19 protein-coding genes and 1 pseudogene are annotated in these 21,088 nt (G+C 57.9%); 9 read left to right on the forward strand and 11 right to left on the reverse strand.

Annotated elements, in window-relative coordinates; genetic code table 11:
- Window positions 1-58: 58 nt before the first annotated feature.
- Together nrdB and yfaE are read left to right on the forward strand one after the other, a co-directional pair.
- Window positions 59-1,189 carry a class Ia ribonucleoside-diphosphate reductase subunit beta gene (nrdB, locus tag KO1_RS08160; protein ID WP_004114177.1) on the forward strand — a complete coding sequence of 377 codons (1,131 nt, stop codon included), beginning with the start codon at window positions 59-61 and terminating at the stop codon, window positions 1,187-1,189.
- Window positions 1,189-1,443, forward strand: a complete 255-nt coding sequence (gene yfaE, locus KO1_RS08165; protein WP_004104002.1) for a class I ribonucleotide reductase maintenance protein YfaE — start codon at window positions 1,189-1,191, stop codon at window positions 1,441-1,443. Before nrdB ends, yfaE begins: the two co-directional genes overlap by 1 nt.
- Window positions 1,444-1,517: 74 nt before the next feature.
- Here the strand turns inward: yfaE and glpQ are convergent, their stop codons facing one another.
- Together glpQ and glpT are read right to left on the reverse strand one after the other, a co-directional pair.
- The gene (glpQ, locus tag KO1_RS08170) at window positions 1,518-2,585 is read right to left on the reverse strand and encodes a glycerophosphodiester phosphodiesterase (protein WP_004104003.1); all 1,068 of its coding nucleotides are present in this window, start codon (window positions 2,583-2,585) and stop codon (window positions 1,518-1,520) included.
- Window positions 2,586-2,594: 9 nt separating this feature from the next.
- Entirely contained in the window at window positions 2,595-3,941 is a 1,347-nt protein-coding gene (gene glpT / locus KO1_RS08175; RefSeq protein WP_004104004.1) for a glycerol-3-phosphate transporter, read from the reverse strand.
- A gap of 271 nt (window positions 3,942-4,212) precedes the next feature.
- On the opposite strand from glpT, the gene glpA reads away from it, so the two are divergent.
- From glpA to glpC, 3 genes are read left to right on the forward strand one after another with little or no spacing between them, the layout of a single operon-like run.
- Window positions 4,213-5,835 carry an anaerobic glycerol-3-phosphate dehydrogenase subunit A gene (gene glpA / locus KO1_RS08180; protein ID WP_004104005.1) on the forward strand — a complete coding sequence of 541 codons (1,623 nt, stop codon included), beginning with the start codon at window positions 4,213-4,215 and terminating at the stop codon, window positions 5,833-5,835.
- Window positions 5,825-7,084, forward strand: coding sequence for a glycerol-3-phosphate dehydrogenase subunit GlpB (glpB, locus tag KO1_RS08185; RefSeq protein ID WP_024274508.1), 1,260 nt, complete (start codon window positions 5,825-5,827; stop codon window positions 7,082-7,084). Before glpA ends, glpB begins: the two co-directional genes overlap by 11 nt.
- Window positions 7,081-8,259: an anaerobic glycerol-3-phosphate dehydrogenase subunit GlpC gene (glpC, locus tag KO1_RS08190; RefSeq protein WP_004114188.1), complete on the forward strand. Its 1,179-nt coding sequence runs from the start codon at window positions 7,081-7,083 to the stop codon at window positions 8,257-8,259. The genes glpB and glpC overlap by 4 nt, the downstream gene beginning before the upstream one ends.
- A 22-nt stretch (window positions 8,260-8,281) precedes the next feature.
- Here the strand turns inward: glpC and yfaU are convergent, their stop codons facing one another.
- The 6 genes from yfaU to KO1_RS08220 form a co-directional block, all read right to left on the reverse strand.
- Window positions 8,282-9,085, reverse strand: coding sequence for a 2-keto-3-deoxy-L-rhamnonate aldolase (gene yfaU, locus KO1_RS08195; protein WP_004104012.1), 804 nt, complete (start codon window positions 9,083-9,085; stop codon window positions 8,282-8,284).
- A gap of 14 nt (window positions 9,086-9,099) precedes the next feature.
- Window positions 9,100-10,389, reverse strand: a complete 1,290-nt coding sequence (locus KO1_RS08200; protein WP_004104014.1) for an MFS transporter — start codon at window positions 10,387-10,389, stop codon at window positions 9,100-9,102.
- A 52-nt stretch (window positions 10,390-10,441) separates the two neighbouring features.
- Window positions 10,442-11,647 (reverse strand): L-rhamnonate dehydratase, encoded by a 1,206-nt coding sequence (gene rhmD / locus KO1_RS08205; RefSeq protein ID WP_004104015.1) that lies wholly within the window; start codon window positions 11,645-11,647, stop codon window positions 10,442-10,444.
- 13 nt (window positions 11,648-11,660) lie between these two features.
- Window positions 11,661-12,443, reverse strand: a complete 783-nt coding sequence (locus tag KO1_RS08210; protein WP_004104016.1) for an IclR family transcriptional regulator — start codon at window positions 12,441-12,443, stop codon at window positions 11,661-11,663.
- Between the two features lie 204 nt (window positions 12,444-12,647).
- Window positions 12,648-13,844, reverse strand: a complete 1,197-nt coding sequence (locus KO1_RS08215; protein WP_004104017.1) for a nicotinamide mononucleotide deamidase-related protein YfaY — start codon at window positions 13,842-13,844, stop codon at window positions 12,648-12,650.
- A gap of 96 nt (window positions 13,845-13,940) precedes the next feature.
- Entirely contained in the window at window positions 13,941-14,483 is a 543-nt protein-coding gene (locus tag KO1_RS08220) for a YfaZ family outer membrane protein (RefSeq protein WP_004104018.1), read from the reverse strand.
- A 269-nt stretch (window positions 14,484-14,752) separates the two neighbouring features.
- Here KO1_RS08220 and KO1_RS08225 point away from each other — a divergent pair, with 269 nt between their 5' ends.
- Entirely contained in the window at window positions 14,753-16,201 is a 1,449-nt protein-coding gene (locus tag KO1_RS08225; protein WP_004104019.1) for a catalase, read from the forward strand.
- A 52-nt stretch (window positions 16,202-16,253) separates the two neighbouring features.
- On the opposite strand, the pseudogene KO1_RS26995 reads toward KO1_RS08225, so the two are convergent.
- Window positions 16,254-16,887, reverse strand: a pseudogene (locus KO1_RS26995) (Rpn family recombination-promoting nuclease/putative transposase); the annotation flags it as partial.
- 141 nt (window positions 16,888-17,028) lie between these two features.
- On the opposite strand from KO1_RS26995, the gene nudI reads away from it, so the two are divergent.
- Entirely contained in the window at window positions 17,029-17,454 is a 426-nt protein-coding gene (gene nudI / locus KO1_RS08235; RefSeq protein WP_004104021.1) for a nucleoside triphosphatase NudI, read from the forward strand.
- Here the strand turns inward: nudI and KO1_RS08240 are convergent.
- The gene (locus tag KO1_RS08240; protein WP_004104022.1) at window positions 17,446-18,861 is read right to left on the reverse strand and encodes a sensor histidine kinase; all 1,416 of its coding nucleotides are present in this window, start codon (window positions 18,859-18,861) and stop codon (window positions 17,446-17,448) included. The genes nudI and KO1_RS08240 overlap by 9 nt on opposite strands.
- The gene (tctD, locus tag KO1_RS08245) at window positions 18,848-19,522 is read right to left on the reverse strand and encodes a transcriptional regulator TctD (protein WP_016809054.1); all 675 of its coding nucleotides are present in this window, start codon (window positions 19,520-19,522) and stop codon (window positions 18,848-18,850) included. The genes KO1_RS08240 and tctD overlap by 14 nt, the downstream gene beginning before the upstream one ends.
- A 134-nt stretch (window positions 19,523-19,656) precedes the next feature.
- On the opposite strand from tctD, the gene KO1_RS08250 reads away from it, so the two are divergent.
- Window positions 19,657-20,637, forward strand: coding sequence for a Bug family tripartite tricarboxylate transporter substrate binding protein (locus KO1_RS08250; RefSeq protein WP_004104027.1), 981 nt, complete (start codon window positions 19,657-19,659; stop codon window positions 20,635-20,637).
- 15 nt (window positions 20,638-20,652) lie between these two features.
- The gene (locus KO1_RS08255) at window positions 20,653-21,084 is read left to right on the forward strand and encodes a tripartite tricarboxylate transporter TctB family protein (RefSeq protein WP_024274509.1); all 432 of its coding nucleotides are present in this window, start codon (window positions 20,653-20,655) and stop codon (window positions 21,082-21,084) included.
- Window positions 21,085-21,088: the final 4 nt, after the last annotated feature.

The following is a 21,088-nucleotide window of genomic DNA, read 5'->3' on the forward strand; positions in this document are numbered from 1 at the left end:
TGTAGGCCCGGCAAACTCACTGCCGCCGGGCGATACAATCTCAACAGGACTCACTTCAATGGCATATACCACTTTTTCTCAGACTAAAAACGATCAGCTGCTTGAGCCGATGTTTTTTGGTCAGCCGGTGAACGTCGCCCGCTACGATCAGCAAAAATATGACATCTTCGAAAAGCTGATTGAAAAACAGCTCTCCTTCTTCTGGCGTCCGGAAGAGGTTGACGTTTCCCGCGACCGTATCGACTACCAGGCGCTGCCGGAACACGAAAAACACATTTTTATCAGCAACCTGAAATATCAGACGCTGCTGGACTCGATCCAGGGACGCAGCCCGAACGTTGCCCTGCTGCCGCTGATTTCCATTCCTGAGCTGGAAACCTGGGTTGAAACCTGGGCGTTCTCGGAGACCATCCACTCGCGCTCCTACACCCATATCATCCGCAATATCGTTAACGATCCGGCGATGGTATTTGACGATATCGTCACCAACGAGCAGATCCAAAAACGCGCGGAAGGCATTTCCAGCTATTACGATGAATTGATTGAGCTGACCAGCTACTGGCATCTGCTGGGCGAAGGCACCCACAGCGTGAACGGTAAAAGCATTACCGTGAACCTGCGCGAGCTGAAGAAGAAACTGTACCTGTGTCTGATGAGCGTGAACGCGCTGGAAGCCATCCGTTTTTACGTCAGCTTCGCCTGCTCTTTCGCCTTTGCCGAGCGCAAGCTGATGGAAGGTAACGCCAAGATTATCCGTCTGATCGCCCGTGACGAAGCGCTGCACCTGACCGGCACTCAGCACATGCTGAATCTGCTGCGCTCCGGCGTTGACGATCCGGAAATGGCGGAAATCGCCGAAGAGTGCAAGCAGGAGTGCTACGACCTGTTCGTGCTGGCGGCACAGCAGGAGAAAGAGTGGGCGGATTATCTGTTCCGCGACGGTTCGATGATCGGCCTGAACAAAGATATTCTTTGCCAGTACGTTGAGTACATTACTAACATCCGCATGCAGGCGGTAGGTCTCGATCTACCGTTCCAGACCCGCTCCAACCCGATCCCGTGGATCAACACCTGGCTGGTGTCCGATAACGTGCAGGTCGCGCCGCAGGAAGTGGAAGTCAGCTCTTATCTGGTCGGGCAGATCGATTCCGAAGTCGACGCTGACGATCTGAGCAACTTCCAGCTCTGATGAAACGCATTTTCTTGAAGATTTCTGACACTCGCCTTGAGTGTCAGGATGAACATCCCTCCCTGCTGGCGGCCCTGGAATCGCACAATATCGACGTGGAGTATCAGTGCCGCGAAGGATACTGCGGATCGTGTCGTCTGCGGCTGGTTTCCGGTCAGGTTGACTGGCTCACCGAGCCGCTGGCGTTTGTCCAGCCGGGAGAGATTTTGCCCTGCTGCTGCCGGGCAAAAGGCGATATCGAAATTGAGATGTAAGTTTTGTCGGGCGGCATAACGCTTATGCGCCCGACAAAACTGCCGTTCACAGGCCGGGTAAACCCGGCTTTTTACTACTTAGCGTGCAGAAACTGCACGGCTTTATCCGGAAAATCGGTGAACAAGCCGTCGACATCCGCCTGATGGTACAGCACGTTATAGAGCTGATTGACGTCGATGGCGTAGTCAGGCAATTGATCCGCGCGAACCGTGTATGGATGTACCTGCATGCCGCTGGCGTGCGCCTCTTTCACCATTGCCGTCAGCTTCACGTCTCCCGGTTTCGAGCCTTCCGCCACCAGCATATGGTAGTCCGGACCAATACCGTCAGCGTACTGGGCGATCTGCGCCATTGCCCCTGGTTTGAACATCCAGTCATAGCTGTAGTTCACCCACTTGCCGTCAGCCTGCCGCTGCTGGGTCTCATTCCAGTCGGTATAGGCGATAAGCTGCACCAGATTGAGATCCATCCCCATTTTCGGCTCCAGCTCATGCTTAATACGCTTGAGCTCGTTGGCGTCAAAGCACTGCAGATACACCTTATCCTGCTTGCCGGTGTAACCATATTCCTTCAGCACTTTCAGCGTGCTGGCGGCAATATCCTTGCCTTCCTGATGGTGGAACCACGGCGCTTTGATTTCCGGGTAGATGCCAATGTTTTTGCCGGTCGAATGGTTTAACCCCTGGACAAACTCAATCTCCTCTTCGAAGGTATGAATGCGGAAATCAGATTTCCCCATCGGGAAGCGACCCGGATAAGTTTGCACGTTCTTGCCATCTTTCGGTTCAAACCCTTCGGTAAACTTCAGCGACTTTATCTCAGCGAGGGTAAAGTCGATAGCGTAGAAGCGGCCATCTTTACGCGCCCGCTGCGGGAAACGCTGGGCCACGTCGGTCACCCGATCCAGATAGTGGTCATGCAGGACCACCAGCCGGTCATCTTTGGTCATCACCAGGTCTTGCTCAAGGTAATCCGCCCCCTGCGCGTAGGCCATCGCTTTCGCCGGCAGGGTATGTTCCGGCAGATAGCCGCTGGCGCCGCGGTGGGCGATAACGATTTTCTCTCCCGCCACGGCGCTGAAGGAGAGCGCCGTGGCGGCCAGCAGCACTCCGCTCATCAGGGTGGTTAATTGACTTTTCATCGCCGCACCTTAACCTTGTTTCATCTGTTGATGGTGGCGTCGTTCACCCAGCATCACGATAATCAGCAGCACAACCGCCAGCACGCTGCCGCCGATCATCACCATAAAGCCGCCGTCCCAGCCGAAGAAATCGACGGTATAGCCAACGATGGCGCTCGCGGCCACGGAACCGCCGAGATAACCGAACAGGCCGGTGAAGCCCGCAGCGGTGCCGGCGGCTTTTTTCGGCGCCAGCTCCAGCGCATGCAGGCCAATCAGCATCACCGGGCCATAAATCAGGAAGCCGATAATAATCATACAGGCCATATCCACGCCCGGGTTACCCGGCGGGTTCAGCCAGTAGACAACGGTGGCGATGGTGACCAGGGTCATAAAGAAGACGCCGGTCGCGCCGCGGTTGCCTTTAAACACTTTATCCGACATCCAGCCGCACAGTAGAGTGCCCGGAATCCCCGCATATTCATAAAGGAAGTAGGCCCAGGAGGATTTATCCAGCGCGAAGTGCTTAACCTCTTTCAGGTACGTTGGCGACCAGTCAAGAATGCCGTAGCGCAGCAGGTAAACAAACACGTTTGCAACGGCGATGTACCACAACAGCTTGTTCGGCAGGATATACTGCATAAAGATCTGCTTTGCGGTCAGCTCCTCTTCATGCTTCTCGCTGTAGTCATCAGGATAATCGTTTTTATACTCTTCGATCGGCGGCAAACCGCAGGACTGCGGAGTATCGCGCATCATCGCGAAGGCGAAAATCGCCAGCAGGATCGCGCCGAAAGCCGGCATATACAGCGCCGCATGCCAGTCGTTAAACCACGCCATTCCCAGCAGGAACAGCAGCGGCGGGATCCCGCCGCCGACGTTATGCGCGCAGTTCCATACCGACACGATACCGCCTCGCTCTTTCTGCGACCACCAATGCACCATCGTACGTCCGCACGGCGGCCAGCCCATCCCCTGGAACCAGCCGCACAGGAACAGCAGAACGAACATCACCATAATGCTGGAGGTCGCCCAAGGGACGAAGCCCATCACCAGCATCACCAGCGCGGCAAGAATCAAGCCTGCCGGTAAAAAAATGCGCGGATTCGAGCGGTCGGAAACCGACCCCATGATGAATTTCGAAAATCCGTAGGCGATGGAGATACCGGAAAGGGCAAAACCGAGGTCGCCACGGGAGAACCCCTGCTCGATAAGGTAGGGCATTGCTAAAGCAAAGTTCTTACGAACCAAATAGTAAGCAGCATATCCGAAGAAAATACCGATAAAGATCTGCCAGCGTAATCGACGATATAAAGGATCGATTTCCGCGGTTGGCAATCGCGCTTTATGCGCTGCGGGTTTAAATATACTTAACATATCAGCCTCCGTGGCCATTGCTGTTCTTCTGACGTCGACGCAAAAAAACGTAATTTATTCACCAACTTCTGATTTGGTCGCGATAGTAGGCAAAGCGTAAATCTAATACTGTGAAATGTCGCACACTTTGTTACAGAAATATGACAGCATTTTCTAATATGCGCACAAAGTCACAACAAACGCTCGAATTGCGCGCAAATATGCTCGAAATCAAACATTAAATGCTGTCGATATGGCTAAATGATGTAAAACGAAAACAGAGGACGGGGAGATGGCCGATAGTCGTGAATATGACGTCATTATTATTGGCGGCGGCGCCACCGGCGCCGGGATCGCGCGCGACTGCGCGCTGCGCGGGCTAAAGGCAGCGCTGGTGGAGCGCTACGATATCGCCACCGGCGCGACTGGCCGCAACCACGGTCTGCTGCATAGCGGCGCGCGCTATGCGGTCACCGATAGCGAATCAGCGCGCGAGTGCATTAGCGAAAACCGTATATTGCGCCGTATCGCCCGCCACTGCATAGAGCCCACCAGCGGCCTGTTTATTACCTTGCCGGAAGATGACCCGGCGTACCAGTACACCTTTATCAGCGCCTGTCAGCAGGCAGGCATCGAAGCCCAGCCGCTAACGCCCGCCGAAGCGCTGCGTATTGAGCCCGCGGTTAACCCGGCGCTGCTCGGCGCGGTACAGGTTCCCGACGGCACCGTCGATCCTTTCCGCCTCACCGCGGCGAATATGCTCGATGCCCGCGAACATGGCGCGACGATCCTCACCGGCTGCGAAGTCACCGGTCTGCTGCGGCAGGGCGATCGCGTCCATGGCGTCGCGATCTACAATCATCAGCGCCGAGAATCGCGCACGCTGCGCGCTCAGGTGGTGGTCAACGCCGCCGGGATTTGGGGGCAGCGCATCGCAGAGTACGCCGACCTGCGCATCGCGATGTTTCCGGCAAAAGGATCTTTGCTGATCCTCGACCACCGCATTAACCGTCAGGTTATCAACCGCTGCCGCAAACCAGCTGACGCCGATATCCTGGTGCCCGGCGATACTATTTCGCTGATTGGCACCACCTCAATGCATATTCCTTATGACGAAATTGACGACAACCGTGTAACCACCGAGGAAGTCGAAACGCTGCTGCGGGAGGGGGAAAAGCTGGCGCCGATCATGGGGCGGACGCGGGTCCTTCGCGCCTATTCCGGTATACGCCCGCTGGTCGCCAGCGATGACGATCCCAGTGGCCGTAGCGTCAGCCGCGGTATCGTGCTGCTCGACCACGCCCGCCGCGACGGTATGGAAGGCTTCATCACCATCACCGGCGGTAAGCTGATGACCTATCGTCTGATGGCGGAGTGGGCCACGGATGCGCTATGCCGCAAGCTCGGAAATACCGCCCCCTGCACGACCGCCGATACGCCGCTGCCCGGTTCGCAGGAACCGGCGGAAGCCACGCTAAGTAAAATCATCTCGTTACCTGCGCCGCTGCGCGGGTCGGCCATCTACCGCCACGGCGATCGCACCCCGGCATGGCTTGGCGATAGCCGCCAGCGCCGTAGCCTGGTCTGCGAATGCGAGGCGGTCACTGCCGGAGAAGTAGAGTACGCGGTTGAAAACCTGGCGGTGAAAAACCTGCTTGACCTGCGCCGCCGTACCCGCGTCGGCATGGGAACCTGTCAGGGCGAACTGTGCGCCTGCCGCGCCGCCGGGCTGCTCGCGCGTTTTAACGTCACCACCTCCGCGCGGTCCCTCACCCAGCTGTCCCAATTTTTGAACGAACGCTGGAAAGGCGTTCAGCCGGTGGCCTGGGGGGATGCGCTGCGCGAAAGCGAGTTTACCCGCTGGGTTTATCTCGGTCTGTGCGGATTAGAAAAGGAGCACCAGGATGAAGTTTGATTGCGCGATTATTGGCGGCGGCCTTGCCGGGCTGCTCTGCGGGCTGGCGCTCAACCAGCGCGGCCTGCGCAGCGTGATTATCAGCCGGGGCCAAAGCGCCCTGCACTTCTCTTCCGCCTCGCTGGATTTGCTCTCGACGCTGCCGAATGGCGAAACCGTCACCGATGTTGCTTACGGTATCGGCCAGTTGGCCCGCCAGCTTCCCGAACACCCTTATGCCAGGCTCGGCGCCGAAAGCGTGATGAATTACGCCCGCCAGGCTCAGGCGCTGTTTGCCGACTGCGGGATTGCCATGCAGGGCGATGCCAGCCAGCCGCATCTGCGCGTGACGCCGCTGGGAATCTTACGCGCGGCCTGGCTTTCTCCGCAGGAAATCGCCACCGCGCCGCTGCCCGTCAGCGGCGTCTGCGTCGTTGGCATCAGCGGGTTCGGCGACTTCCAGCCGCATCTTGCCGCGGCCTCTCTGCACCAGCACGGCGTGACCGCCGTAGCACACGAGATAGAATTACCCCTTCTTGATGTTCTGCGCGATAGCCCATCCGAATTTCGCGCCGCCAATATCGCCCGCCGGCTGGACGATGAAGCGCACTGGCCTGCCCTGCTGGCGGCGCTGCGCCCGCTGGCGCAGCAGCATAATTTACTGATTATGCCCGCCTGCTTCGGCCTCGCCGACGATCGCTTGTACCAGTGGCTGCGGCAGCGTCTGCCCTGCCCGCTGCGCCTGCTGCCTACCCTGCCGCCATCGGTGCCGGGGATGCGCCTGCACGCCCAGCTGCAGCGGCAATTTATCCGCAGCGGCGGGACCTGGCTGACCGGGGATGAAGTCATTGATATCAGCCACCAGGACGGTAGGGTTAACGCGATCTGGACGCGCAATCACGGCGATATTCCGCTGCGCCCGCGCTTCGCTGTGCTGGCCAGCGGCAGCTTTTTCAGCAACGGGCTGGTCGCCGAACGTAGCGGCGTGCGCGAGCCGATCCTCGGTCTGGATCTGCAGCAGACGCTGCCGCGCGAAAGCTGGTATCAGCAGGATTTTTTTGCCTCGCAGCCCTGGCAGCGTTTCGGCCTGAAAACCGATGAGGCTCTGCGTCCCCAGCGTCAGGGGCGGACGCTGGAGAATCTGTTCGCCGTCGGTTCGATCCTCGGCGGTTTTGATGCCATCGCGCTGGGATGCGGCGGCGGCGTGTGCGCAGTGACCGCGCTTCACGCCGCAGGGCTAATTGGCGAGCTTGCCGGAGGTGAGTCATGAACGACACGCGCTTTGAACACTGTATTAAATGCACCGTTTGCACCACCGCCTGCCCGGTCAGCCGGGTTAATCCGCGCTACCCGGGGCCAAAACAGGCCGGGCCGGACGGCGAGCGCCTGCGCCTGAAAGACGGCGCGCTCTACGACGAGGCGTTAAAATACTGCATTAACTGTAAACGCTGTGAAGTCGCCTGCCCTTCAGACGTCAAAATCGGCGATATTATCCAGCGGGCGCGCATGGAATACGGCCGGCAAAAGCCCACGCTGCGCGATACCATCCTCAGCCACACCGATCTGATGGGCACCCTCTCCACGCCGTTTGCTCCGCTGGTAAACGCCGCCACCGGGCTGATGCCGGTACGTCGGGTACTGGATGCCGCGCTCAAAATCGATCACCGCCGCTCGCTGCCCAAATATGGCTTCGGCACCTTTCGCCGCGCGTATCGACAGCTGGCTGGCCAACAGGCGCAGTACGCCGAGCAGGTGGCCTTCTTTCACGGCTGCTATGTGAACTACAACAATCCGCAGTTGGGTAAAGATCTTATCCGGGTGCTCAACGCCATAGGCATCGGCGTGCAGCTATTGCATAAAGAAAAATGCTGCGGCGTGCCGCTCATTGCCAACGGTTTTTTTGCGAAGGCGCGTAAACAGGCACAGAGCAACGTTACCGCGATGCGGGAAAATAACCTGCCAGTGGTGGCGACGTCCTCGACCTGCACTTTTACGCTGCGCGATGAATATCCGCACGTCCTTGATATCGATAATCACGATGTGCGCGACCGGGTTGAACTGGCGACCCGCTGGATCTGGCGTCAGCTGGACGCCGGACGGAAGCTGGCGCTGAAATCGCTGCCGCTGAAGGTGATCTATCACACGCCCTGCCATATGGAGAAGATGGGCTGGTCGCTGTATACCCTTGAGCTATTGCGGCTGATCCCCGGCTTGCAGCTGGAGGTGCTCGACTCGCAATGCTGCGGTATTGCCGGCACCTTCGGCTTCAAGTCGGAGAATTACGACTCATCGCAGGCGATTGGCGCGCCGCTGTTCCGACAAATTGAGGAGAGCGGCGCGGACCTGGTAGTGACCGACTGTGAAACCTGTAAATGGCAGATAGAGATGTCCACCAGTAAACGCTGCGAGCATCCCATCACTCTGCTGGCGCAGGCGCTGGCCTGACGCCAGCGCCAACGCCGGGGGGCTAGTAGCTCCCCTTGCCCTCCGCCTGTTCGGCTACCGGCCTGAACATCGCCAGTCGTTTATCCAGCGCGCTGGTATAGAGATTGGTATCGACACCAACGGCAACGAAATTCGCCCCCCACGCCAGCGCTTTGTGCGCCATCTCTGGATCGACGGCCAGGAATCCGGCCGCCTTTCCTGCCGCGCGAATGCGGCGGATGCTCTGTTCAATAACCCGCTGCACTTCAGGATGACCGGCGTTATCCGGGTAGCCCAGCGAGGCCGACAGGTCCGCCGGGCCGATAAAGACGCCGTCAATCCCCTCGACTTCAAGGATCGCATCCAGATTATCGAGGGCGGTTTTGCTCTCAACCTGAATCAGCAGGCACAGCTCATCGTTGGCCTGCGCCATATAGTTCTCTACCCTTCCCCAGCGCGCGGCGCGAGCTACCCCGGCGCCGACGCCGCGGGTCCCCAGCGGCGGATAGCGCGTCGCCGAGACAATGTCCCGCGCCTGTTCTGCGGTATCGACCATGGGGATCAGCAGCGTTCTGGCGCCAATATCCAGCACCTGTTTAATCAGGCTGCGATTGCCCTCTACCGGACGAATCACCGGCTGGCTGGCGTAGGGCGCAATGGCCTGTAGCTGATGATAAAGATCCTGAATGGTATTCGGCGCATGTTCACCGTCAATCAGCAGCCAGTCGTAACCCGAGGTGGCGGCAATCTCAGCCATATAAGAGGAGGTCGAGCTCAGCCACAGGCCAATTTGTGCTTCCCCTTGCAATAACCCCGCTTTAAATGGGTTCGATAAAATTGCGTTCATAGTTCTCCCTTAAATTAATGCTGTACGCTGCCGGCCTGCGGTACCGTGCGGCTCACGCGCAGTGAAAAGATAATAACAACCCCGATAACCGCCACGCAGGCGAGGGTCAATAATCCGGCAGAATTATTGCCGAACATCGTTTCAGCCTGGACGCGTATAATCGGCGCTAAAAATCCGCCGATCGCGCCAAACAGGTTGACGAAACCAATGCCTGCGGCCAGCGCCGTGCCGGATAACAGCTGCGTCGGCATAGTCCAGAAGACCGGCTGTACGGCAATGACGCCGACGGCGGCAACGCACAGCGCGATGATGGCCAGTACCGGCGACACCAGCCCGGAGACCGCAATGCCAATTGCCGCCGCCAGCAGGGTTAATGCCGCAATATTACGCCGTTCGCCGGTGCGGTCGGAGTAGCGAGGAATCAGCCAGGTACCGAACAGCGCTGCCACCCACGGGATCGCGGTCACCACCGATGCCACAAACCCCACTTTAGTGCCGAGCAGCGCCGCAACCTGGGTCGGCAGGAAGAAGATCAGGCCGTAAACCGCCACCTGAATGGTGAGATAGATAATCGCCAGCTGCCAGACGCGGCCGTTGCGCAGCGCATCGGACAAACGCGAAGTAATCTTTTTCTGCTCTTCGCTGGCCAGCTCGCTGATGAGCGCCTGCTTTTCGGCAGCGGTCAGGAAGCGGGCGTTTTGCGGCGTGTCGTCAAGCCAGAAGAAAGTGAAGAAACCCGCGCCGACCGCCAGTAAGCCTTCAATAATAAACATCCAGAACCAACCGGGATGCCCCATAAAACCGTGCATTTCCAGCAGCGCGCCGGAGAGCGGCGACCCGAGGGTCAGCGCCAGCGGCGCGCCCATATAAAATAATCCCATAATGCTGGCGCGGTTTTGCTGCGGAAACCACTGTGAGGTCAGGTAGATCATGCCCGGAAAGAAACCCGCTTCGGCGGCGCCAAGCAGGGTGCGTACCAGCAGAAATTTCGCTTCCGTATCCGCCCACGCCATCGCCGCTGAAAGAATGCCCCACAGTAAGGTGGTGCAGCCAATCCATTTTCTCGCGCCGAATTTGCGCATCAGCAGGTTGGCCGGTACCCCAAGAAAGGCGTACACCACAAAGAAAATCCCCGCCCCCAGCGCGTAAGCTTCATTGCTGAGGCCGGTATCCAGTTGATAGGTCTCTTTCGCAAAGCCGATATTCGAACGGTCAAGAAACGCCAGCACGTACAGCGCCAGCATAAAGGGGATCAAACGGGCGCGGTTTTTCTTCACCACGCTCTCAAGCAAGGTGTTGCTCATCGTAATATCCTCAACAATAGGCCGCACATCAGCGCTGTGCGGCACGACGGGATCAGTGGCTATAAGGACGTTTCAGGTTGCAGTCGCGGTTCAGCTCGACGCCGAAACCCGGTTTATCCAGAACGGTTTTATGAATGCGCCCGTTCACCGGTACCGGCTCATCAACCAGAATCGGGTCAAACTGTGGACGCATCGTTGAACAGTCCGGGCTGGTCATCAGGAATTCGCTGAACGGCGTGTTGGTAAAGGTAATGACCGCATGATGCGAATAGACCGACGAACCGTGCGGCACCACCAGCTGGCCGCGCGATTTGGCGATCGCCGCAATCTCCACCAGCGTGGTCAGACCGCCGCACCAGCCTACGTCAGGCTGCATAATATCGATGCCGGTTTCCGACAGCGTGCGGAAGGATTGCAGCGTGCCGTGGTGCTCGCCGCTGGTGACCATCATTCCGGCCGGGGCATTGCGTTTCAGCTCGCGATAGCCTTCATACTGCTGCGGCGGCAGGCACTCTTCGATCCACTTAAGGTTATAGGGCGCGCAGGCGTGGGCCAGTTTAGTGGCGTAGTTAACGTCCTGGCTCATCCAGCAGTCCAGCATTAGCCAGAAGTCCGGGCCGCATTTTTCGCGCATATCGGCCACCATGGCGGCATCTTTGCGGATCCCCGCATCGCCATCGTGCGGGCCCCAGTGGGTCGGCATCTTGCCGCCAATAAAGCCCATCTCTTTCGCCAGGTCCGGACGGGCCCCGGTAGCGTAGAACTGAATTTCATCGCGTACCGCGCCGCCCAACAGTTTGTATACCGGTAATCCCACCACTTTGCCGAACAGATCCCACAGCGCCAGGTCGATACAGGAGATGGTATTCATCACCAGGCCGCCGGAGCCGGAGTAGTACATGGTGGCGTTGAGCATCTGGTCATGGATCAGTTTGATATCGCTGACGCACTTCCCTTCGATAAAGCGGTTCAGGTGCTTTTCCACAATAAAACAGCCCATCTCGCCGGCGGTTGATACCGCAAAGCCGGTCTGGCCGTTTTCGGCTTCGACTTCAACAATCAGCGTGCCGAGAACGTTGATGCCAAACGACTGGCGGGACTGTTCATACTGTTTATATTTGCTCATCGGCGTGGCGATATGATCGTCAATCCAGTGGTTTGCTCCCTGGTCATGATAGTCGCCGCCGCCAGCGCCTTTCTCTGCGGTAGCGCCGCCGATAAACCAGGCGCGGACGTGTTTAATTTTCGGTAGGGTCATGATCTTCTCCTTATTATGAGGCTTGTTGTTCGAAGGGGCTTTTCCACCCCAGCAGACGAGAAATGTCCTTGGCGCAGGCAATCGCCCTGCCAGCGAGATAATCGCGATTGTCTTCATTGATTTGCAGACGAGTACCCACCACGGAGATGGCGGCGGTCAGCTCGTTATTGGCATTAAAAACCGGCGCCGCCACGCAGCGAACGTCGGGATAATCTTCGCCGTTATCGAAGCTCCAGCCGCGGGCGCGAATACGCCCCAGTTCATCGCGAAGCAGCTGGGCGCTGGTGATGGTGGTTGGCGTTGCCCTCTCCCACTGCAGCTCGCTGATAATTGACTCCTGAACCCGCTCGGGCTGCCAGGCAAGCAGGCATTTACCGATACCGGAGCGGTACAGCGACAGGCTTTTACCTTCGTGGGAACGCACGCTGATGGTGGCCGGGGATTCAATCTTCAGAATGTAGTAGGCGTTACCGCCATCGATAATGCCCAGATGGCAGAGCAGTCCGCACTGATCCATTAGCTGCGTCAGGCGCGGACGCGCCAGTTCGCGCAGATCCATTTTGCTCAGCGCGTGACCGGCCAGCTCAACCAGTTTGGTCCACAGACAGTAGTTGTCCTGATTATCCATGCTGAGGAAGCGCTGTTTTCTCAGTTCTCCCAGCAGCAGGTAAGCGGTGCTTTTCGGAATACCCAGTTCGTCAATAATGGTCGCCGCGCTGCACGGACCAATGCGGGCGATCAAATTGAGAATATCGATGGCGCGGGTTAGCGCCGGGACTTTGCTTGATTCCAACATACTGGACTCCAATCCTGAATACTGGAATCAGTGTTGCGGTTGTCGGGTCTGTAAATTGTGAGCGACTTCAAATGACGACGCTATTCCAGCAGGGTGGACGTTCAAGGGGACAGAAATGCGAGATAGTGCACAGAATTTTTAAAAGCAAGTACAGCAGGTTGGACTGATTGCGCGTCGGGTAGGGCTCCCGACGCGGTGTTTTATCTAAACGGCGAGATAGTCAACGACGTTAATCCAGCCGTGTTCACCGGCCACGGGCTGGCCATTCAGCCAGCGGCGCAGCATGTTGAGAGCCATCATCGCGCAGACCTCCTGACGCACCTGCACGCTGTGGCGGTTGGTCGCGAACTTCACCCGCAGCGCGTGGGTGCCGTCCGGCGTGGAAAGCGCAAAGTTCAGGTGATCGCTCTCCTGACCACTCACCGCCAGCGCCAGACCGGCAAAGTGTTTTTCGCGCCGTTCCGCCGCCCAGCGCGCAGACTGCGCCAGGGTCTCCTCCTGCGCCGGAATGACTTCGCTGGCCAACAGCGGGGCATTGACCCGTGAAAGCTGTAGCGCCAGCAGACCGCCGGTGAACTGCTCGCTTAGCGTCAGGCTTAGCTGGCGCTCCTGCAGACGACGGGCGATCTGCGCCGGCAGGCCTTCGGTGCCTTCGAAAACGATGCTCTCTCCGGCCACTTTTTGCACTTCCGGCCACAGCGCCAGCATCGCCTCGCGCTGTTCGGCAGGCCCGGTCAGCTTCAGTTCGATAATCGGCATTGAGGAACGATAGCCCATCACCACGCCCGGCGGCAGTTGTAAATGCTCGAGGCTCTGCGCCAGCTCGCTTTCGGAACGACCGAAGGTGGTCAGACGCAGACACAGCGGCGCGGCGGGCAGCGGAAAACGTTCGCGCAGGCGCGGTAAGATTTCCTGCTCGACCATTATCTTAAATTCAGACGGCACGCCGGGAGTGAAAAACATCAGGCAGCGGTTTAGCTGCACAGCAAAACCGCAGGCGGTTCCGACCGGATTGTTGATCATCTCGGCGCTTTGCGGAATTTCCGCCTGTTTACGGTTGCTGGCGGCCATAGGCCTTCCGCGCTCGGCAAAGAAACGGGTCATGGTTTCCAGCCACGCTTCATGCAGAATCAGCCCTTCACCTTTGGCGGTCGCTGCGGCAAGCGCGCTTAAATCATCGCTGGTCGGGCCCAGACCGCCGTTGACGATCAGCACGTCGGCATGCTCGCTGCGCTCGCGTAAAATCGCCACCAGGGAGTCAAGATCGTCACCCACGGTATGGCGACGCTTTAAAGGTAATCCTTGATTAAAAAAGAAATCCGCCAGCCACGCGGCATTGGTATCGATGATTTGCCCATGCAGCACTTCATCGCCGGTGGACAGCATTTCCACGTTTAACATTGTCAACTCCAGCCTGATAAGTAGAAATACTATATCGCAAAGCGGCTGGCGAAAAAGCCTGAAAATCAGGCGCGGCGGAATACCGCGCCGAAGGGGTTAGAAGCTGGCGTTAACGCCGACGTACGGGCCGTCCGCGACCGCGTTATCGCGGTTGCCTTCTTTACCCGCCAGGTTAAGGTAGCGATAACCGGCTTCAATGCTCAGAGGACGCATAATGGTAAAGCGCGCGCCGGCATTAGCTTCCTGATAACTGTCGATACCGCTGGAGAGCGAATCAGGAGAATAATAATATTCGCCGAACAGGCGGAAGCTGTCGCCGATCTTCCACTGCAGGCCGCCGCCAACCGCTGCTGCGTAGCCCTCATCGCCGTTATTCGGATTGGTATAAACCCCTTTACCGCCAACGGTGGCAAGGAATGGACCTAAAGGGATGTTCAGCCCCAGTCCCAGGCCTGCCGCATCGCCGTCGTCATCGTTATGCAGCCAGTTGCCGGTTACCGCCAGGCCGGTAGATTCCGTGCCAAATCCGACGCCAAGGTTCGTGTAGTGCTCGCCGGCCTGTCCGCTGAAACTGATCGCATGCGCCGCCGTTGAGACGAACATCATGCCAGCGAGGGCCGCAAATATACTTTTTTTCATTTTTACTCTATCCAACAAACAAGAATTAAAAAGTCCCAAAAAACCGCGAAATTGTACTGCCGAACGTTAAGGAATCAATGCGCTAAGACGAGCTTTACCATTGTGATTGTAACCAGTTGCTACCGGAGCCAGGCCAACGGACGCGGGTATCAAATCGATAGCCAGAGCCAGATTGTCCGTGTTGGATATTTATTCTACAAATAGCGCTCAGCTTATTCTGCCCTTGCGGGAAATGAATAAGTTACATAAAACTTTGTCAGGAGATAAAGATGAGCAAAAAAGGATTAACCACCGGCTCCGGCGCGCCGGTTGTCGATAATAACAAAGTCATCACCGCAGGTCCTCGCGGCCCGATGCTGCTGCAGGATGTCTGGTTTCTGGAAAAACTGGCCCACTTCGACCGGGAGGTTATCCCGGAACGCCGAATGCACGCAAAAGGCTCCGGCGCTTACGGTAAATTAACGGTCACTCACGATATCAGCCGCTACACGCGCGCAAAAATGTTCGCCGAGGTCGGTAAAACCACCGATCTGTTCCTGCGCTTTTCCACCGTTGCCGGAGAACGCGGCGCCGCAGACGCCGAGCGCGACATCCGCGGCTTCGCTATCAAGTTTTATACCGAAGAGGGCAACTGGGATCTGGTAGGCAATAATACCCCTGTTTTTTATCTTCGCGACCCGCTGAAATTCCCGGACCTGAACCACGTAGTGAAGCGCGATCCGCGCACCAACCTGCGCAACCCTACCTGGAAGTGGGATTTTTTCTCCCTGCTGCCCGAAACGCTGCATCAGTTGACTATCGACTTCAGCGACCGCGGCATCCCGCGCTCTTATCGCCATATGCACGGCTTCGGCAGCCACGCGTTCAGCTTTATAAATGCCGACAATCAACGTTTTTGGGTGAAATTCCACTTTAAATCCCAGCAGGGGATCGCCAACCTGATGGATGATGAAGCAAAACGTCTGGTGGCCGAGGACCGCGAGAGTTCGCAGCGCGATCTCTATGAGTCGATTGAAAGAGGCGATTTTCCGCGCTGGACCTTTTACGTGCAGATCATGCCGGAAGCAGAAGCCAGCCGGGTCCCTTACCATCCTTTCGATCTGACCAAAGTATGGCCGCATAGTGATTATCCGCTGATTGAAGTGGGGGTACTTGAGCTCAACCGCAACCCGGACAACTATTTCGCCGAGGTTGAGCAGGTTGCGATGAATCCGGCTAACGTGGTGCCTGGTGTCAGCTTCTCTCCGGATCGCATGCTGCAGGGTCGTTTATTCTCCTACGGCGACACCCAGCGCTACCGCCTGGGCGTTAACCATCATCAGATTCCGGTCAATGCGCCGCGCTGCCCGTTCCATAACTACCATCGCGATGGCGCGATGCGCGTCGACGGCAATAGCGGCAACGGCGTCACCTATGAGCCAAACAGCTTCGGCCTCTATCAGGAGCAGCCGGACTTTAGCGAACCGCCTTTAAATCTTGAAGGCGCGGCGGCTCACTGGAATCATCGGGAAGATAACGACTATTTTAGCCAACCGCGCGCGCTGTTCGGGCTATTAAGCGAAGACGAGCATCAGCGTATGTTCCATCGAATCGCCAGCGATATGCGGGATATCCCTGAATTTATCCAGCAGCGACAAATTGGCCTGTTTAGTCAAGTCCATCCCGACTACGGCGCGGGCGTGGCCGCGGCGCTGAAAGTCTTACAGAAAACCCTGTAAACACAAACGGCAGCCCAAGTGCGGCTGCCGTTTGACGAAAACGTTTTAGGGGTTAGTGCTGAAGCTTAGCGAGCTGCCGCAGCGACAGTCCGGTTAGCTTTGCGCAGGCTCAAGCCCCTCTTCCAGCATCGCCCGGGCGATGCGTTTTGTCGCCGCTAGTTGCCCTTCATTTCTGCCTTCATTACGACCTTCCTGTCGGCCCTTGCGCAAACCTTTTTCTATCCCCGCCTTCATTCCCTGAAGCATCCCCTCTTTGCGACCTCGCTCTTCGGGAAAATGAGCAATATTCATCAGCGTCTCCTTATGCGGCTTGAGTGACGTCTTTTGCGCTAGCTTGCGTAAAAAAGCCACCGGATCGGCGGCGTTGCCCGCCTGAAGCATATAATTCAGCAACGTTTTAAACTGCCGACGGGTAGTGTATCCCGGGGGGATATTCTGACCAGTTGCTCTGAGATGCCCATCCTATCCCGCTGCCGAATATGCTTTTGCAACAGTTCCAGCATAGCGACCCGCCGGTGCTGTATCAGCTGGTCATCTGGGATCTCAGTCACGTCTATTAGTGGAAAGTTCTGGCTATAGAGCCGCTCGGCCACCTCTGGTAGAGAAAAACCGTCCAGCCAGCGCGTTGAGTGCGGGTAGGGACTGATTCTGCCGTGATAAAACAGCAGAGGAATAACCAGCGGCAGCTAATGATGGCCCCAACCCATTAACCTGCGCTCACCCTACCACCGCTCGCGCTCAACGCGTATTTTCGCTTGCGGTTTGCCGAGGCAGCTCGCAAACTGGACCATCCCGTGATATATCCCTGCCATCATTAAGGAGAAGTTATGCGTCAAAGGACTATTGTCTGCCCGCTCATTCAACATGAGGGTCACTATCTGTTGTGCAAAATGGCCGACGATCGCGGGGTATTTCCCGGGCAGTGGGCGCTCTCCGGCGGCGGCGTCGAGCCTGGCGAACGCATCGAAGCGGCGCTGCGGCGGGAAATTCGCGAAGAGCTGGGCGAAAAACTGCAGCTAACCCACATCACACCGTGGACCTTTAGCGATGACGTACGGGTTAAAACCTACGCCGATGGCCGTCAGGAAGAAATATATATGATTTATCTTATCTTCGACTGCGTCAGCGCCAATCGCGAAGTAACCATCAACGAGGAGTTTCAGGACTACGCCTGGGTAAAAGCGGAAGATCTTCCCCACTATGATTTGAACGAGGCGACCCGGAAGACGCTCACCCTGAAAGGCCTACTCTGAACCCACAGTCAAAAAGCGCAGCCTGACCTTCAGCCCGCCCAGCGTTTCGCTACGCAGCAGCTGCGGATGGCTGCGATGCAGGCGTGCAATATCGCTGACCAGCGCCAGTCCGAGCCCGGCGCCGGGATTATCACCAACGTTTTCCAGACGGTGGAACGGCATGAGCGCCTGCTGGATCTGCGCATCATCGATTCCCGGCCCGCTGTCTTCAACATCCAGCAGCACCGCCTCCCCTTCACGATGCAGGCTGACCGTGACGATACCGCCCTGCGGCGTATAGCGGATCGCGTTATCCAACAGATTTGCGCACAGCTCGCTCAACAGCACGCCATCGCCGGCGATAGTCACCGTTGAGGGTTCCCCCTCATAGCCGAGATCGATAGCTTTGCTCCGCGCCTGCTGAAGACGGGAAAAGCAGCTGTTGTGGACGATCTCATACAGATCCACCGGCGGAAACGCGTGTTCTCCCTGCTCTTTACGTTTGATGGTAGCCAGCTGTAGCAGGCGTTCGGTAAGCAGAATCGTACTGTCCAGCGTGCCGCTCATCGCCTCCAGACTCTCTCGCCACAGCCGGGGATCGCCGCTCGCCAGCGCCACCGAAGCCTGGGTTTTCAGCACCGCCAGCGGCGTTTTTAACTGGTGAGAAGCATCGGCGCTAAACCGCTCCTGCCGGGAGATCATCGCCCGCAGCCGGTCGATATAGCGGTTAAAAGCAACAATCAATAAACGGGTTTCCGACCACGGCAGCAGTTCCGGCAGCGGCGTCAACAGGCCGGGTTCGCGCCGCACCATGAGCGCCGAAAGCCGACGCATCGGCCGCAGCACCCGACGCAGCAGCCAGCCGGTGAGCACCAGCGTCAACAGCACCAATAGCCCCTGCGAGATCCACGATGAAAACAGCAGCTGTCCCGCCAGCCAGCGCCGCGACTGCAGCGTTTCGGCGATATAGATTTCCGCCATTCCCACAACGCCACCTTCGTTAACCGGCTGCAGCAGCCGCGCCACGCGGATGGCCTGACCGCGATACTCGGTATGATAAAACCACGCCAGCGCCGGATAGAGCTCGGTACGAGAGGTTGAGGGCGGCATCGATGGCAGATCGTCAAAACCTGAAATCACCCGCTTACCGGGATCGAGCACCTTATAGTACAGGCGATCGTTCATATTCAGCTCGAAGCTATCGAGCACCACCCAGGGGACATTCACCTCCAGTCTGCCGCCGCGTACCACCAGGCGTTCCGCCACCGTGCGGGCGGAGGAGAGCAGCGTACGATCGTAAGCCTGGGTCGCCGCCTGCAGAGCGCTGACGTAGCTATTGAATGCCGACAGCCCCCACAGTAACACCAGCGGCAGGCCAAGAAACAGCAGCAGCTGAGCGAATAACGACTGCGGCTTACCCCACCTCATCGGCGAGCTCCAGCACGTAACCCAGGCCGCGCAGGGTCACAATTCGCACGTTGCTCTCCTGAAGTTTCTTCCGCAGACGATGGATATATAGCTCGATGCTTTCCGGGCTGACGTCATCGTTAAGGCTGAAGACCTGTTCAAACAGCTGCTGGCGCGACACCGGACGCGTGCGGCGAAACATCAGCACCGTCAGCAGCGCCTGCTCGCGCGGGGTCAACGATAGCGTCTGTCCGCGCAGTAAAAAATAGCCTTCATCGCGATATTCCAGAGAGCCGATCTGCTGAATCTCATGCACCTGGCCTTCGCTACGCCGCAGCAGTGCGCGCAGCCTGGCGTCCAGCTCTTCAAGTTCAAACGGTTTTGGTAAATAGTCATCGGCGCCGACGTTGAGCCCTTTTACCCGATCCGCCACCGCGCTGCGTGCGGTCAGCAGCAAAACGGGAAGGGTTTGTCCGCGCTTTCGCAGACGCTGCACGACTTCCAGGCCATCGAAGCCCGGCATGCCGATATCCAGTACCGCCAGCGCGTATTTTTCGCTTTGCAACAGATGATCGGCCGCCCGGCCATCAAATACGCAGTCCACGGCAAACCCGCCCTGTACCAGCGCTTTCTCCAGCCAGTGAGCCAGCTCACGGTTATCTTCTGCCAGTAAGAGACGCATATCACATCCTGTAAAGTTGCTGCCGCATTGAAAGGGAAATGAAAGGTAATTGTTTTAACAATCACGCAACCGAATAGCCACAAGCCGGTTCACATAATCAAAAAAACGTCCCCTGTATCTGACTGAGGAAGCCTATGAATATCCCGTTCCTTCGCCCTCTTAGCGCTATCGCGTTATGCCTTTTTACCGCCTCTGCCTGGGCCGCCGAAGCGCCTTCCCGTACCGAATGTATCGCGCCCGCCAAGCCCGGCGGCGGCTTCGATCTCACCTGTAAGCTGATTCAGGTGAGCCTGATGGAAACCGGCGCCATCCAAAAACCGATGCGCGTCACCTATATGCCCGGCGGCGTAGGCGCAGTGGCCTATAACGCTATCGTCGCCCAGCGCCCCGGAGAACCCGGCACCGTTGTCGCCTTCTCCGGCGGCTCGCTGCTCAACCTGGCGCAGGGCAAGTTTGGCCGCTACGGCGTGGATGATGTCCGCTGGCTGGCCAGCGTCGGCACCGATTACGGCATGATTGCCGTCCGCGCCGACTCGCCGTGGAAAGATCTGCCGTCGTTTATGGCGGCAATGGAAAAAAATCCCGCCAGTATCGTCATCGGCGCCGGCGCCTCAATCGGCAGCCAGGACTGGATGAAAGCGGCGCTGCTGGCGCAGAAAGCAAACGTCGATCCGCACAAAATGCGCTACGTGGCGTTTGAGGGCGGTGGCGAACCGGTCACCGCGCTGCTGGGTAATCACGTGCAGGCAGTATCCGGCGATCTCAGCGAAATGGTGCCTTATCTCCAGGGCAATAAAATCCGCGTGCTGGCGGTCTTCGCTAACGAAAGGCTGCCCGGCGCGCTCGCCGATGTCCCTACCGCCAAAGAGCAGGGCTATGACCTGGTGTGGCCGATTATTCGCGGTTTCTTCGTCGGCCCGAAAGTCAGCGATGCCGATTATCAGTGGTGGGTGGCGGAGTTTACTCGACTGCAGCAGACCGACGCGTTTAAAAAACAGCGCGAGCTGCGCGGCCTGTTTGAATTCAATTTGAACGGGAAAGAGCTGGACGCCTACGTCAAAGAGCAGGTGGAAGAGTATCGCCTGCAGGCGAAATCTTTTGGCCTTGCCAAATAACCCACGGAGGCTGCGATGAGCGATCGTATTTTTGCCGGAATATGGCTGCTGCTCTGCGTAGGGGGGATGTTTATCGCCTGGCAAATCCACAGCGAATACGCCTATGAACCCGTCGGCCCACGCCCCTTTCCGGTCGGCATTATCGGCCTGATGCTGCTGTGCTCCGCTTTGCTGCTACTGCGGCGGCCCGACGCAATCTCCTGGCCCGGGCGTCTGGTTTTACAACGGCTGTTGACGATGGTCGTGGCATTGGCGGTTTATGCGTGGGGTTTTGAATGGCTGGGGTTTCCTCTGGCCACCGCGCTGCTGACCGCTGTTTTTGGCCTGCTGTTTGGCGCCACCCTGCCCGCTGCTGGGGTAGCAGGCGTCGCGATGGGCATCGCGCTGTGGTACGTCTTTGACGCCCTGCTTGATGTCACCCTGCCGCTCGGCGGCTGGTTGAGTTAACGGA

This window comes from Klebsiella oxytoca NBRC 105695 (genome assembly GCF_001598695.1).
GTDB lineage: Bacteria > Pseudomonadota > Gammaproteobacteria > Enterobacterales > Enterobacteriaceae > Klebsiella > Klebsiella oxytoca.